Annotated in this window: 16 protein-coding genes; 12 read left to right on the top strand and 4 right to left on the bottom strand. The window is 35.5% G+C overall.

Annotated features, from left to right (window positions below):
* The coding region (locus B6C84_RS04150) for an EF-Tu C-terminal domain-related protein (protein ID WP_086320474.1) at positions 1-140 on the top strand (140 nt) is incomplete at its 5' end.
* A gap of 379 nt (positions 141-519) precedes the next feature.
* Entirely contained in the window at positions 520-2583 is a 2064-nt protein-coding gene (locus B6C84_RS04145; protein WP_086321045.1) for a TonB-dependent receptor family protein, read from the top strand.
* A gap of 39 nt (positions 2584-2622) precedes the next feature.
* On the opposite strand, the gene B6C84_RS04140 is transcribed toward B6C84_RS04145, so the two are convergent.
* Positions 2623-3336, bottom strand: a complete 714-nt coding sequence (locus B6C84_RS04140; protein WP_086321046.1) for a Crp/Fnr family transcriptional regulator — start codon at positions 3334-3336, stop codon at positions 2623-2625.
* A gap of 215 nt (positions 3337-3551) precedes the next feature.
* On the opposite strand from B6C84_RS04140, the gene B6C84_RS04135 reads away from it, so the two are divergent.
* From B6C84_RS04135 to ispC, 10 genes are all read left to right on the top strand, one after another.
* Positions 3552-3899, top strand: a complete 348-nt coding sequence (locus B6C84_RS04135) for a cupin domain-containing protein (protein ID WP_065579136.1) — start codon at positions 3552-3554, stop codon at positions 3897-3899.
* 14 nt (positions 3900-3913) lie between these two features.
* Positions 3914-4684 (top strand): class I SAM-dependent methyltransferase, encoded by a 771-nt coding sequence (locus B6C84_RS04130; protein WP_065613727.1) that lies wholly within the window; start codon positions 3914-3916, stop codon positions 4682-4684.
* Positions 4685-4779: 95 nt separating this feature from the next.
* Positions 4780-5115, top strand: coding sequence for a zinc ribbon domain-containing protein YjdM (locus tag B6C84_RS04125; RefSeq protein WP_065579134.1), 336 nt, complete (start codon positions 4780-4782; stop codon positions 5113-5115).
* A gap of 356 nt (positions 5116-5471) precedes the next feature.
* Complete coding sequence (gene rpsB / locus B6C84_RS04120) at positions 5472-6209, top strand: 30S ribosomal protein S2 (protein WP_065579133.1); 738 nt, start codon at positions 5472-5474, stop codon at positions 6207-6209.
* 84 nt (positions 6210-6293) lie between these two features.
* A complete protein-coding gene (tsf, locus tag B6C84_RS04115) occupies positions 6294-7154 on the top strand; it encodes a translation elongation factor Ts (RefSeq protein ID WP_065579132.1) in 861 nt (286 codons plus the stop codon).
* Positions 7155-7273: 119 nt separating this feature from the next.
* The gene (gene pyrH / locus B6C84_RS04110) at positions 7274-8008 is read left to right on the top strand and encodes a UMP kinase (RefSeq protein WP_065579131.1); all 735 of its coding nucleotides are present in this window, start codon (positions 7274-7276) and stop codon (positions 8006-8008) included.
* A gap of 28 nt (positions 8009-8036) precedes the next feature.
* Complete coding sequence (gene frr / locus B6C84_RS04105) at positions 8037-8594, top strand: ribosome recycling factor (RefSeq protein WP_086321047.1); 558 nt, start codon at positions 8037-8039, stop codon at positions 8592-8594.
* Positions 8595-8832: 238 nt separating this feature from the next.
* The gene (gene deoC, locus B6C84_RS04100) at positions 8833-9498 is read left to right on the top strand and encodes a deoxyribose-phosphate aldolase (protein ID WP_065652057.1); all 666 of its coding nucleotides are present in this window, start codon (positions 8833-8835) and stop codon (positions 9496-9498) included.
* 59 nt (positions 9499-9557) lie between these two features.
* Positions 9558-10319, top strand: a complete 762-nt coding sequence (gene deoR, locus B6C84_RS04095; RefSeq protein WP_086321048.1) for a DNA-binding transcriptional repressor DeoR — start codon at positions 9558-9560, stop codon at positions 10317-10319.
* A gap of 1 nt (position 10320) precedes the next feature.
* Entirely contained in the window at positions 10321-11499 is a 1179-nt protein-coding gene (ispC, locus tag B6C84_RS04090; protein ID WP_086321049.1) for a 1-deoxy-D-xylulose-5-phosphate reductoisomerase, read from the top strand.
* A gap of 43 nt (positions 11500-11542) precedes the next feature.
* Here ispC and bioB read toward each other — a convergent pair whose 3' ends face one another.
* The 3 genes from bioB to B6C84_RS04075 all read right to left on the bottom strand — a co-directional run bounded on the left by bioB (position 11543) and on the right by B6C84_RS04075 (position 13782).
* Positions 11543-12586: a biotin synthase BioB gene (gene bioB, locus B6C84_RS04085; protein WP_086321050.1), complete on the bottom strand. Its 1044-nt coding sequence runs from the start codon at positions 12584-12586 to the stop codon at positions 11543-11545.
* A 125-nt stretch (positions 12587-12711) separates the two neighbouring features.
* A complete protein-coding gene (locus tag B6C84_RS04080) occupies positions 12712-12819 on the bottom strand; it encodes a maltose acetyltransferase domain-containing protein (protein ID WP_086321051.1) in 108 nt (35 codons plus the stop codon).
* Positions 12820-12822: 3 nt separating this feature from the next.
* The gene (locus B6C84_RS04075; protein WP_086353989.1) at positions 12823-13782 is read right to left on the bottom strand and encodes an aminoimidazole riboside kinase; all 960 of its coding nucleotides are present in this window, start codon (positions 13780-13782) and stop codon (positions 12823-12825) included.
* Positions 13783-13795: the final 13 nt, after the last annotated feature.

Raw genomic sequence — 13795 nt, 5'->3', positions numbered from 1 at the left:
AAATGGTAATGCCAGGTGATAACATCAAAATGACAGTATCATTAATTCACCCAATCGCAATGGCAGACGGTTTACGTTTCGCTATCCGTGAAGGTGGTCGTACTGTTGGTGCTGGTGTTGTTGCTAAAGTTATCAAATAATTTAAGCGTAACTAAAGAGCATGTTAAATGCTCTTATCAGTTCCAAAAAGGTGCACTCTGTGCACCTTTTTTATTGTCCTCAATATTTAACTAAACGAATTAAACAGGTTAATTAACCTATTTAGACCTAGGTATCAAGCTAAAGGCGATATCAGTGAAGATGCAGCTATATAGCTGCTAAAGGCATTACCAAAACTAAGAAAAAGCAACTAAGAAAAATAATTTATACTATTATTCTTGATTGACAAAAGCCTGAGATAATCTATTCCTTAAACTTTTATTGTTTATTTTTTGTTATATTTGACAAATGTCATAGTGTTTCTTGTTTTTTGTGTAAATAATAATCATTATCATTAAATCGAATGAGAAGTGAGATGTTATGTGCAGAAAAAATAAAGTTATTCAAATAAGTATATTAACCCTATTCTATTCGCCTATGATGTTTAGCGGTTATGCATTAGCCGAGACAAGTCATGATACAATTATTGTTACCCCTAATGATAGTGATAATAGAAAAAATTCATTGTCTCCGACTTTTCAGCAGGAACAAGTTAAACAGAAACAAACTGCTGGGGCAACTAACTTAATCATTCCAGAACAGGAAAATAGATTATCCACACTACAAGATGCGCTTGATTATCAACCTGGAATTATTATTCAAAACTTTTTTGGCGGTACAGATCAACCAAGATTAAACATTCGTGGTTCCGGAGTGCAAAGTGCCCCGCTATCACGAGGTGTCTTACTATTACAAGATGGGCTACCTATCACGGATGCTGATGGTGATTTCCATATTAGTACCTTAGATATGCGTGAAGCTCGGTTAATTTCAGTTTACCGTGGAGCCAATAATACCCATCCTCAAGCTAATAGTTTAGGGGGAGAATTGAATTTCATCTCCTACACAGGAAAAGATGAACTTGGTAGTGCTCGTTATGAATATGGAGCATTTGGTCGAGAAGCCGCGCAAATCGCATTAGGTCATAGCGGTTATGATATGGATGGTCGCATTAGCCTATCTTATGACCATTTTGATGGTTATCGAGATCATTCAACCTCGCAACGGAAAACAGTTCGATCTAACTTTGGTTATAGTAATGAAAACTTTGAAAATAGAACATGGTTAAGTTGGACAGATTTACGTTTTGATATTCCAGGACCTTTATCGCAACGTAAAAGCAAAAGTGATCCAACGAGTATTTTTAAAGTTGTGCAAATGCGAGATCCGCATCGTAATGTTCAACAGGGGCGTATTGCTAACCGCGCAAATTGGACTTTAGACAACCAAGCGATTGAGCTAGGTTTATGGTATCAGCGTACACATGATAATTTTGTTACACCAACCGATTATGTTTTAAGTGATAGTAACACTATTGGTAGTCAATTAACTTATAATATGACCTTTGATAATTTTAGCTATCGATCAGCTCTAGCATGGGATAAAACCAATCTTGATCGTCAATTATTGATGAATCGACGTCATACCAAAATGAATAAACGTTCACTGGGAAAATATGATGCTACCGCAGAAAACGTATATGGATCCATTGGTTCCTCATGGCAAATCAACAATGAATGGCAACTCAATTTAGATACTAAAATTACGCATGCCAAACGAGAGGTTGATGCGCGGCACAATAAAAACGCCCTTGATCAAACATGGACATTTTGGTCACCTAAATTAGGGGTAATTTGGAATCAAACAAATGATACGCGATTTTATGCCAATTTAAGCACCAGTAACGAACCCGCATCCTTTCGTGAAATTATTACTAGCGATGGCATGAAAGCCAAAATTAACAAATTAAATCGTCAAAAAGGCATTACTGCTGAAATTGGTGGTAATGGTAAGATAACCCAAGAATTAAACTGGGATATTGCTTTATATAGAAGCATCATTAAAGATGAATATATTACCACTTACGACACAAGTGGAACGGCAATAGGGGTATTTAATTATGGCGCCAAAACACGTCATCAAGGGATAGAAGCAGGCCTAAAAGGACTAATACCTTCAGTTTTTATTTCTGGCGATATTGAATATCGTCTAGCTTGGACGTATAACGATTTTCGTTTTATGGGTGGCGAATATAATCGTAATTATATTGCCGGCATCCCAAGAAATACGATTACTGCAGAAATTTTATATAAATATGATAACTGGACACTTGGCCCAAATATTCACTGGTCCCCAACTAATACGCCGGTTGATCATGCCAATAATATGAATGTTCAATACCGAGATAAATATGTAGCTTTAGGCTTTAAAATTAATTATCAAAATCCTAATGGTTGGTCGGCTTATTTAACTGCAGATAACCTAACCAACAAACATTATGCTACCGCCTCGGTTGCTAATGATGTAGTAAAATCAAAACAAGAAAATACTTTATTCCCAGCTATGGGATTCAATCTCAATAGTGGGCTTGTTTATCACTTCTAAAAAAGTGTATCTGACAGTAATGCTGTCAGATACAGCTACTTAAAATGAACGTTGTGAAGGAAGCGTAAGCTGGTGAAGATAGGTTCTCTTTAAAATTGTTACCTGATTCAATTTAATTTCAATTATTTTTTGTTTACGCCAACTAGAAATTAGTCGGCTTAACGTTTCATAACGGATACCGAGCTTAGTTGCCAATTGACTGCGTGATATTGGTAACACAAAACTTGTATCTTGTTTCGAAGATAACGATAAAATATAAGCAGCTAAACGCTGTTCTGCCGAACTGGATGTTAACCAATCGATGTTATTAATTTGTTCGTATAGTTTAGTACTAAATTGCACTAACAAGCGTTGCATAACAATAGGATTATTCATACAAACTTGTAATACGCTATTTTTTTCAAGTAATAATAATGAGCAATTAGTTTTTGCTCGAATTGTCATGGGAAAGCGATTATGAGGCATAAACACTGCAGCAATGGCAACTAATTCATAAGGCGAAAAAATCCCAAAAACTTTTTCTTCACCTAAATAAGTATTTCTAAATACCTCAACTTTACCAGCAAGAACCAACGAACAACCAGAAAAAGGCATACCTTCATAACTAATTAGCTCACCGGTACTAAATTCCATATAACTAGCATTTTCAAGGATTGGTATTAATGCATCAGTGGTTAGCCCATCAAACATTTTTACATTATTTAACCAAGTTAAAATCTCATCTTGAGTTGGTATATTTTTGACAAATGTCATAGGGATTGCCTAATAATAACTTTAGAATGACTTCAATATAATTGATAATAATTCTTATTTCAATAAATAAAGCCTTATTATTAATTATCAATAACCATATGAAATATAATGTTTTTTAACAATAATAATTTAACCACTTATAACCTATATCATAAGCCTTGACCAAAATAACAATTATATTTTGTTTTGCACTTACTGAAAAACAGGAGCATCTTATGCCAAATAATACTATTCCTCCAGCACAAGAACTAAATTTAGCTTCATTAATTAAACAAACGGAGCAAGGTATTGCTAGTCGAGTATTAGCTAAAACATCTGGTGGTAACTTAACCTTATTTGCTTTTGATAAAGGACAAGGGCTCTCTGAACATAGTGCACCATTTGATGCGATCGTTATGGTCATAGAAGGGCAATTAAATTTAATTATTGATGGCAAACCAGTTAAAGCTGAACCAGGAACGATAGTAAAAATGCCAGCTAATATCCCTCATGCTGTTGAAGCACCAATACCAGCAAAAATGCTATTAATTATGTTGAGAGAAATCACATTAAAGACTAATTAAACTAAGGATAGACAATGGAACAAATTAAAAAAGAAGCTGGCCATAAATTTCTTGCTCGTTTAGGGAAAACAAGGTTACGCCCAGGGGGAAAGAAAGCTACGGAATGGTTATTTAAACAAGCAGAATTTACGCCACAAAGCCAAGTGTTAGAGATCGCATGCAATATGGGTACGACCTCTATCGAAATAGCTAAGCGATTTAAATGCCATATTATTGGTATCGACATGGATAAAATGGCATTAGAGAAAGCCAAACAAAATGTTATAAAAAATAATGTTAGTCAGTTAGTCGATATACAACAAGCCGACGCTTCCAAATTACCTTTCCCTGATAACAGCTTTGATATTGTAATTAATGAAGCGATGTTAACCATGTATGCAGACAAAGCGAAAGCTCGCTTACTCAGCGAGTATTTTCGAGTATTAAAACCAGGTGGAAAATTATTAACGCATGACATTATGTTAGTAAATCCAGAAAACTCTCAAGACGTCACGGCACAGATTCATAATGCGATCAATGTTAATGCACAGCCTATGAGTCATGATGAATGGATTAATCTTTTTTCAACTATAGGATTTATCAATATAAAATCAGAACATGCCGCTATGACGTTAATGTCACCACGAGGTATGATTACCGATGAAGGATTTTTTGGTGCAATCAAAATTGTTGGTAATGCATTACATAAACAAAATCGACCACAATTTATCAAAATGTTTAAAACATTTAGAAAAAATAAAAAATACCTTAATTACATTGCTATCTGTAGTGTCAAACCGAAATAATAAAAAACTATTAGGTATAGCTGAATATCATGACTAAATAGTCTTTTTTTGCTATAGTGGACATCATTTTATTTAATTTGGATTAATGAAAAACTATGGAATCTATACCTAATTGCCCGGCTTGCCAATCTGAACACACTTATCACGATGGTACTTTTTATGTTTGTCCGGAATGTGCACACGAATGGGATCCAAATCAAGAAACTTCGACAACCGATGAATTACAAGTTAAAGATAGCAATGGCAATTTGTTAGTTGATGGCGATGATATTATTTTGATCAAAGATTTGAAATTAAAAGGCTCATCAACCGTCCTCAAAAAAGGGGCTAAAGCTAAAGGCATTCGTCTAGTAGACGGTGATCACGAAATTGATTGTAAAATCGATGGCATGAAAGTAATGCTTAAAGCTTGTTTTGTTAAAAAGGCTTAATGATTTAAAGCAACATGCAACTTTTTTAATATAAGCTAATAAATTGACTTTGTTAGCTTATATCGTTATTTTTCCAGACCAAATCCACAACCTTTAATAAAAAACTAATATTTCATCAGCTATAAAAATAAATACTTCTGGTAATCTTAATTTAAATGTGGTATAAAACGCGCGCTATATTTCAGATTATTTTTATTGAAAATAATAATGAAACATCAGCATAAAATTTAATAATTAATTAACGTTATAACACACACATATCATTACTCTTTGCCGGGGTGCCTTTTACTTAAAGTAATAAGGTCGGATAAAGCGGATATGTGGAGGCATAACCCCAACGTAAAAATGAGGAAATCATGACTACAGTATCAATGCGCGATATGTTACAAGCAGGTGTACACTTTGGACACCAAACTCGTTATTGGAACCCAAAAATGAAACCATTTATTTTTGGTGCTCGTAACAAAGTTCACATCATCAATCTTGAAAAAACAGTACCAATGTTCAATGAAGCATTAGCTGAATTAAACAAAGTTGCTGCGCGTAAAGGTAAAATTCTATTTGTTGGTACAAAACGTGCTGCAAGTGAAGCAATTAAACAAGCAGCTGAAAGCTGTGGACAATACTACGTTAATCACCGCTGGTTAGGTGGTATGTTGACTAACTGGAAAACAGTACGTCAATCAATCAAACGTTTAAAAGATTTAGAAACACAAGCTAATGATGGTACATTTGATAAATTAACCAAGAAAGAAGCACTTATGCGTGCTCGTGAAATGGCTAAATTAGAAAATAGCTTGGGTGGAATTAAAAATATGGGTGGCTTACCCGATGTGATTTTTGTTATTGGTGCAGACCATGAACATATCGCAATCAAAGAAGCTAACAATTTAGGTATTCCAGTCATTGCTGTTGTTGATACTAACTCAGATCCAGATGGTATTGATTACATTGTTCCTGGTAATGATGACGCAATCCGTGCAATTCAATTATATGCAAATGCAGTTGCTGAAGCAGTACGTTCAGGTCGTGAACAAAACCAATCTCCAGTATCTGAAGAAAGCTTTGTTGAAGAAGCTCCAGCAGCAGAATAATAAACTCAAATATTTTCAGGGTCGATAATATCGTCGACCCATTCTAATGAAAATCATCATAATGGTTAAATAGAGGATTTTAAAATGGCTGAAGTTACCGCTTCTATGGTAAAAGAACTGCGCGAAAGAACTGGCGCAGGTATGATGGAATGTAAAAAAGCATTAGTTGAAGCAAATGGTGATATCGATCTTGCTATCGACAACATGCGTAAATCAGGTCAAGCCAAAGCAGCTAAAAAAGCAGGTCGTGTGGCAGCTGAAGGTGTAATTATTTCTAAAATTTCAGCAGATAAAAAAGTTGGTGTTATTTTAGAAATTAACTGTGAAACTGACTTTGTTGCTAAAGATGCTGGTTTCTTAGAATTCAGTGATAAAGTAGCAACAGCTGCTTTAAATGATAAAATCACTGATATTGCAGCTTTACAAGCAAAATTTGAAGAAGAACGTACTGCATTAGTTGCTAAAATTGGTGAAAACATCGGCATCCGTCGTGTTCAACAAATTACTGGCGATGTAGTTGGTAGTTATCAACACGGTGCACGTATTGGTGTTTTAGTTGCAGCTAACAGTGGTTGTGATGAAGAATTAGTTAAACACATTGCAATGCACATTGCAGCAAGCAAACCAGAATATGTTGACCCTAGCGATGTACCTGCAGATGTGGTTGAGCATGAACGTAATATTCAAATTGATATTGCAATGCAATCTGGTAAACCTCGTGAAATCGCAGAAAAAATGGTTGAAGGCCGTATGCGTAAATTCACTGGTGAAGTATCACTTACTGGTCAACCATTTGTAATGGATCCAAGCAAAACAGTTGGTGATTTACTTACTGAGAAAAAAGCGACTGTTGCATCATTTATCCGCTTTGAAGTGGGTGAAGGTATCGAAAAAGTCGAAGTTGATTTTGCAGCAGAAGTGGCTGCGATGTCGAAACAATCTTAATTGTTTTATCAAAACCGCCTTCATGGCGGTTTTGTTTATCCACAAAATATTTTAAAATGATTGCCAGCTAGTTATGCTAGCTTTTTAAGTAATTAAATAACGAAATAGTGAGACTTCATATGGTAACCCCTTTCTATAAACGTATCCTTCTCAAACTTAGTGGTGAAGCGCTGCAAGGTGATGAAGGTTTTGGTATTGATCCAACCGTTCTTGATCGTATGGCTCAAGAAATTAAAGAACTTATCGACATGGGAGTTCAGGTTGCTGTTGTTATTGGGGGTGGTAATCTATTTCGTGGTGCAGGACTTGCTAAAGCAGGCATGAACCGTGTTGTTGGTGACCATATGGGTATGCTTGCCACAGTAATGAACGGTCTTGCTATGCGTGATGCATTGCACCGAATTGAAGTTAATGCCCGTTTGATGTCGGCAATTCCATTAAACGGCGTTTGTGATGATTATCGCTGGACTGAAGCAATCAGCTTGCTTAAACATGGTAAGGTCGTTATCCTTTCGGCTGGAACCGGTAACCCATTTTTCACAACTGACTCAGCAGCCTGTTTACGAGGTATTGAAATTGAAGCTGATGTGGTTTTAAAAGCAACCAAAGTTGATGGTGTTTATTCAGCCGATCCGGTAAAAGATCCTAATGCAACACTTTATAAAACACTTAATTACGAGAAAGTGTTAGATGATGAATTAAAAGTGATGGATTTAGCCGCATTTACATTAGCACGTGATCATAATTTACCAATTTGTGTGTTTAATATGAATAAACCCGGTGCATTACGTCGCGTCATTCTAGGCGAATCAGAAGGAACATTAATCAATAATCAGGCTACAGTTAGCTGCTAGTCTTATTTATTTAAAAAGGTTTTTTATTATGCTAAATGAGATTCAAAAAGAAGCGCAAGAGCGCATGGAAAAAAGTATTGATGCGTTTCAGAATCATATTTCTAAAATTAGAACTGGTCGTGCATCACCTAGTTTATTAGATGGTATTATGGTTGAATATTACGGTAGCCCAACACCGCTTCGCCAATTAGCCAATGTGGTTGCTGAAGATTCAAGAACACTTGCAATTACCGTGTTTGATAAATCATTAACACCATTAATTGAAAAAGCAATTTTAACTTCTGATTTAGGCTTGAACCCTGCATCAGCGGGTACCGTTATTCGAGTTCCTCTACCACCGTTAACTGAAGAACGTCGTCGTGATTTAACGAAAATTGTTCGTGGTGAAGCAGAACAAGGACGCGTATCAATCCGTAATATCCGTCGTGATGCCAATGATCAGATTAAAGCATTATTGAAAGATAAAGAAATTTCTGAAGATGATGAACGTAAATCACAAGATCTCATTCAAAAAGCAACCGATGCGGCAATCAAAAAATTAGATAGCGTACTTGCTGAGAAAGAGAAAGAATTAATGGAATTCTAATCTATTTCAAAAATTCATAAATACCATTTTGACGCCCAATTTTATTAAATTGGGCGTTTTTATTTATTTCTTTAACATATTAATAGCAGTTGTTATATTTCAAATTCTCACAAATTAGCGATATAATGTTATTAAAGTAACATTATTTGGTTATATTTGTTATTTTTATAACATTACTATTTACAGATTAACAAAATTAACTAGATTTAACATTAATAAAAAATTTAAGGAAACCCTTATGGATTATGCAAAGTATATTGATCATACTTTATTAGCGATGAATGCGACTGAAGATCAGATTGGAAAACTCTGTGATGAAGCAAAAGAATATCATTTTTATTCTGTGTGCGTTAATTCTGGCTATGTACCTTTAGTGGCAGAGTTATTAAAAGGTAGTGATGTAAAAGTATGTTCAGTAGTCGGTTTTCCACTTGGTGCTATGCTTACGTCAGCTAAAGCTTATGAAACAGAAATGGCTGTTAAAGCTGGTGCAGAAGAAATTGACATGGTAATCAATGTCGGTTGGCTAAAAAGCAATAATTGGGATGCAGTTAAAAATGATATCGAAGCGGTATTCAAAGCCTGCGGTTCAGTACCATTAAAAGTTATTTTAGAAACTTGCTTATTAACCAAAGAAGAAATTGTTAAAGTTTGTACAATTTGTAAAGATATTGGAGTTGCTTTTGTCAAAACATCTACCGGCTTTAGTACTTCTGGAGCAACAGTTGAAGATGTAAAATTAATGCGTGAAACAGTCGGTGAAAATATGGGCGTGAAAGCGTCTGGTGGTATTCGTGATCGTATGACTGCCGAAAAAATGGTTCAAGCTGGTGCAAATCGTTTAGGCGCAAGTGCTGGTATTGCAATCGTTTCAGGTAACAGTACATCATCTAGCAATTACTAATCAATCATAACAATAAGTTACATATATATTATGTAGCTTTTTGTTATTTAGGAAAAACAATGGAAACTCAACCACAAAAAAGAATAAATGAACTCCTTGAAATCCTAAAAAACACTGACAAGATCCACCTAAAAGCAGCGGCAGAAAAATTAGCAGTGTCAGAGATGACTATCAGGCGTGATCTTAACAATTGCCCCTCCTCATTAATTGTCTTAGGTGGCTATATTGTCAATGAAGACCGTCATTCAATCGCAAAGTATTTCGTTTCAGATCAGCAGGATAAGCAAGTTGAAGAAAAAGCTTATATTGCAAAACTTGTTAGTCAATTTATCAATGAAAACGATACAATATTTTTTGATTGTGGCACCACCATGCCTTTTATCATTAATACAATAGATAATGATATTGCATTTACTGCTATCTGTTATTCATTAAATAGTTTATTGGCACTACAACATAAACCTAAATGTAAGATCATTTTATGCGGTGGTCAATTCCAACCAAATAATGCTATCTTTACAAGTTTACATCAATCCAACCAGTTAGATTCTATCTGTCCGAATAAAGCCTTTATTTCAGCAGCAGGTATTGATTTGCAACAAGGAGTAACTTGTTATCATTTTGAAGAATTAGATATGAAGCAACAAGCAATGAAAAAATCAGGTCAAAACATCTTAATTGCTGATCATACTAAATTTGGCCAAATCAAGCCGGCTTTCATCAGTGAATTAACTTTGTTCGATCAAGTAATTACTGATAAACTGCCTGATGAGCGATTCGTCTCATTTTTTGCTGAAAACAACATAAATTTAATTTACTAATATGAAAAACATTACAATTTTAGGTTCAACTGGCTCAATAGGTTGTAGTACTTTAGCTGTTATACGGCAAAATCCAGATTTATTTAAAGCAATTGCTTTAACTGGTGGGCAAAATGTCGGCAAAATGACCGAACAATGTTTGGAATTTAGACCAAATTATGTCGCCATGGCTGATGAAGAAGCAGCACAGCAACTTAGAAAAAATCTCGTAGACCTAAAATTAAATATTGAAGTATTTCATGGTCAACAAGCTATATGCGATTTAGCAGAGCTTACTGAAGTAGATATGGTAATGGCAGCTATAGTCGGGGCTGCAGGATTAAAACCTACCCTTGCCGCCATTAAAAAAGGCAAACGGATTTTGTTAGCGAATAAAGAATCTTTGGTAACTTGTGGCCATTTATTTATGCAGGCAGTTAAACAATATAGAGCACAATTATTACCAGTTGATAGTGAGCACAATGCAATCTTTCAGAGCCTCCCATCAGAAGTTCAACAAAATTTAGGATTTGCTAATTTAGCCGATTATGGCATCACCAAAATTGTCCTAACCGGTTCAGGAGGACCATTTCGAGATTTACCGTTAAATCAATTAACCACAGTTACGCCTGAACAAGCGGTTGCTCATCCTAATTGGTCAATGGGTAAGAAAATCTCTGTCGATTCAGCTACCATGATGAATAAAGGACTAGAATATATTGAAGCTCGTTGGCTGTTTAATGCCAGTGAAGAAGAGATGGAAATTATCATTCATCCTCAATCAATCATACATTCGATGGTTCGTTACCAAGATGGCAGTGTGATTGCCGAGCTCGGCATTCCAGATATGTGTACGCCAATTGCTTATGCAATGTCTTATCCTGATAGAATTGCATCAAGCGTGCCGGCATTAGATTTTACGCAAATTTCATCACTGACTTTTTCTCAACCCGATTTTAACCGTTATCCTTGTTTAAAGTTAGCTATTGAGGCATTCAATCAAGGACAAGCAGCAACAACGGCACTCAATGCGGCTAATGAAATGGCGGTAGCAGCATTTTTACAAAATAAAATCGGCTTTATGGATATTGCTAAACAGGTAGCAACAGTTTTAGAAACACTTGATTTTCCTGAACCAACCACGATTGAAGACGTATTTGCTATCGATCTGTGGGCAAGACAAACCTGCGCAAACTTATAGCAATCGGCCAAAAAGTTAAGATTAATGTTCTTATATTTAAATCTTAAGAATTATCGCCAGATTGATTATTTTGCGCTTGCTCACTAATTGCTTGCACAATAGCAGCCTTATGTACCTCATCGCTATAATCTTGGATCTTTTCTGGATTAATGCCTAATTTAAAAAATAAAGCATTATCTTTATCGACTTGCGGATTAGATGTAGTTAATAGCTTATCACCATAAAATATTGAATTAGCACCGGCTAAAAAAGCCAGTGCTTGCATTTGCTCATTCATTTGTTCTCTTCCTGCTGACAAGCGTATATAAGATTTAGGCATCATAATACGAGCGACAGCTAGCATTCTAATAAAATCAAATGGTTCAATATCTTTTTCATTTGCTAACGGGGTACCTTTAACCTTGACTAAATTATTAATGGGAACACTTTCTGGGTGTTGGTCTAAATTAGCAAGTTGTATCAATAAATTGGCTCGATCTTTTAAAGTTTCCCCCATACCCAAAATACCACCCGAGCAAATTTTAATACCAGCTTCTCTTACATAAGCCAATGTTTGTAAACGCTCACTGTATGTACGAGTAGTAATTATTTGCTGGTAAAACTCAGGTGAAGTATCTAAATTATGATTATAAAAATCTAAACCTGCATCGGCTAATGCGTAAGCCTGTAGTTGGGATAGTTGCCCCAGAGTCATGCAGGTTTCCATCCCCAGAGTTTTGACGCCTTTTACCATCTCCAAGAGATAAGGCATATCGCGATTTGTTGGATGCTTCCAAGCAGCCCCCATACAAAAACGTGTAGCCCCTACAGCTTTGGCGGCTTTAGCTTCTTCAATTACTCTTTGTACTTCAAGTAATTTTTCTTTTTCTAAGCCAGTATCATGGTGGATAGATTGAGGACAATATTTACAATCTTCAGGACAAGCACCTGTCTTTATTGATAGCAGAGTAGACACCTGTACTTTATTCGCATCAAAATATTGTCGATGTATGGTTTGTGCTTTGAAAATAAGATCATTGAAAGGTAACTGAAAAATATCCATTACTTCAGACAATACCCAGTCATGGCGAATGCCATTTAATGACATAGAAAATCCTTTTAAGAATCAAAATAAATCTGTGTGCATCATAATACATAGCATTACATTGTCAACTATTTTAACTTTAAATTGTTTACATAAAAGGATTGCTATGCCTTTTTGCTATACAAAAGTTAATTTAACTTAAAACAGATATTTTGGGCATAAAGCCGTTCATTTTCAAGTTCATCGATACTAGGATCATAAAGTAGTCCTGTTAGCATTTTTTGTTTTTCTGTCATTATTTACACCATTTGTTTAGCAATTAGCGCTGGGTTATCACTAATAAAAGATTGTAAAAATGCACTATCCGGTAATGCTGTTAATGCGCCTTTTTTAGTAGTAGCCAATGCCCCACAAGCGCTAGCTATCGTCATCATACTTTCTAACATTAATTTATCTTCCGGCATTCCCGATGAAGCAATACTACTAAGTAATCCAGCAACAAATGCATCGCCTGCGCCTGTTGTATCAATACTATTAACGTGGAAAGAGTCAAAACTAAACGTTTTACCTTGCCATAACACAATACTACCGTCTTTACCTTTAGTGATTAATTTAAGTGGTGCATTATAATGTTGTTGCAGTTTATTAAGTGCTGCATGCCAATCTTGACTATCCGTTAACCAGAATAGCTCTTCATCTGAAAGTTTAAGAATATCTGCATCGTGACAAAATTGGGTAATAATAGTGCGCATTTCATTTTTATCCAGCCACATTTGTTCGCGCAAATTAATATCAAAGCTAATTAAGCCATTTTTGGCAGTCAGTTTTTCAATAGCTGTTTTTAATGTTTGTCGACAGGTTGTGCCAACTAACGCCAAAGAACAAAAATGTAAAATGTCCTGATTAAAATCCGGCAATGCTTGTTCAGATAAAAATTGATCAGCTGAAGGCGAAACAAGAAAAGTGAAACTGCGTTCACCATTGTCTCCTAAATCAACTACCACTGTACTCGTTCTATGCTCATCGTCCTTTTCAAGACTTTGACAATCAACATGATGTTCACAAAAAGTTTTTTCCATAAAGTGGCCAAATGGATCATTACCAACTCGACCAATAAAAGCCGATGGTAGCCCTAACTTAGCTATCGCAATGGCAACATTCGCGGGAGCCCCGCCAGCACAAGCTCGATAGTTCATTTCACCAAATGGCAATAAGTCAATAACGGCATCACCAAGAGACCATACTTTTGTATTTTTCATTTTGTCACTCATA

It is taken from the genome of Gilliamella apis, assembly GCF_002142155.1.
Classification (GTDB): Bacteria; Pseudomonadota; Gammaproteobacteria; order Enterobacterales; family Orbaceae; genus Gilliamella; species Gilliamella apis.
Note: the sequence above shows the minus strand (reverse complement) of the source record. Positions and strands in the feature narration are given on the sequence as shown.

Bases quoted from the DNA above. Each gene is read 5' to 3' on its own strand.
- B6C84_RS04130 (WP_065613727.1), top strand. From the start codon at position 3,914: ATGGAACAAATTAAAAAAGAAGCTGGCCATAAATTTCTTGCTCGTTTA.
- tsf (WP_065579132.1), top strand. From the start codon at position 6,294: ATGGCTGAAGTTACCGCTTCTATGGTAAAAGAACTGCGCGAAAGAACT.
- B6C84_RS04145 (WP_086321045.1), top strand. From the start codon at position 520: ATGTGCAGAAAAAATAAAGTTATTCAAATAAGTATATTAACCCTATTC.
- rpsB (WP_065579133.1), top strand. From the start codon at position 5,472: ATGACTACAGTATCAATGCGCGATATGTTACAAGCAGGTGTACACTTT.
- deoC (WP_065652057.1), top strand. From the start codon at position 8,833: ATGGATTATGCAAAGTATATTGATCATACTTTATTAGCGATGAATGCG.
- B6C84_RS04125 (WP_065579134.1), top strand. From the start codon at position 4,780: ATGGAATCTATACCTAATTGCCCGGCTTGCCAATCTGAACACACTTAT.
- bioB (WP_086321050.1), bottom strand. From the start codon at position 12,586: ATGTCATTAAATGGCATTCGCCATGACTGGGTATTGTCTGAAGTAATG.
- deoR (WP_086321048.1), top strand. From the start codon at position 9,558: ATGGAAACTCAACCACAAAAAAGAATAAATGAACTCCTTGAAATCCTA.
- frr (WP_086321047.1), top strand. From the start codon at position 8,037: ATGCTAAATGAGATTCAAAAAGAAGCGCAAGAGCGCATGGAAAAAAGT.
- B6C84_RS04140 (WP_086321046.1), bottom strand. From the start codon at position 3,336: ATGACATTTGTCAAAAATATACCAACTCAAGATGAGATTTTAACTTGG.
- ispC (WP_086321049.1), top strand. From the start codon at position 10,321: ATGAAAAACATTACAATTTTAGGTTCAACTGGCTCAATAGGTTGTAGT.
- B6C84_RS04135 (WP_065579136.1), top strand. From the start codon at position 3,552: ATGCCAAATAATACTATTCCTCCAGCACAAGAACTAAATTTAGCTTCA.
- pyrH (WP_065579131.1), top strand. From the start codon at position 7,274: ATGGTAACCCCTTTCTATAAACGTATCCTTCTCAAACTTAGTGGTGAA.
- B6C84_RS04075 (WP_086353989.1), bottom strand. From the start codon at position 13,782: ATGAAAAATACAAAAGTATGGTCTCTTGGTGATGCCGTTATTGACTTA.
- B6C84_RS04080 (WP_086321051.1), bottom strand. From the start codon at position 12,819: ATGACAGAAAAACAAAAAATGCTAACAGGACTACTTTATGATCCTAGT.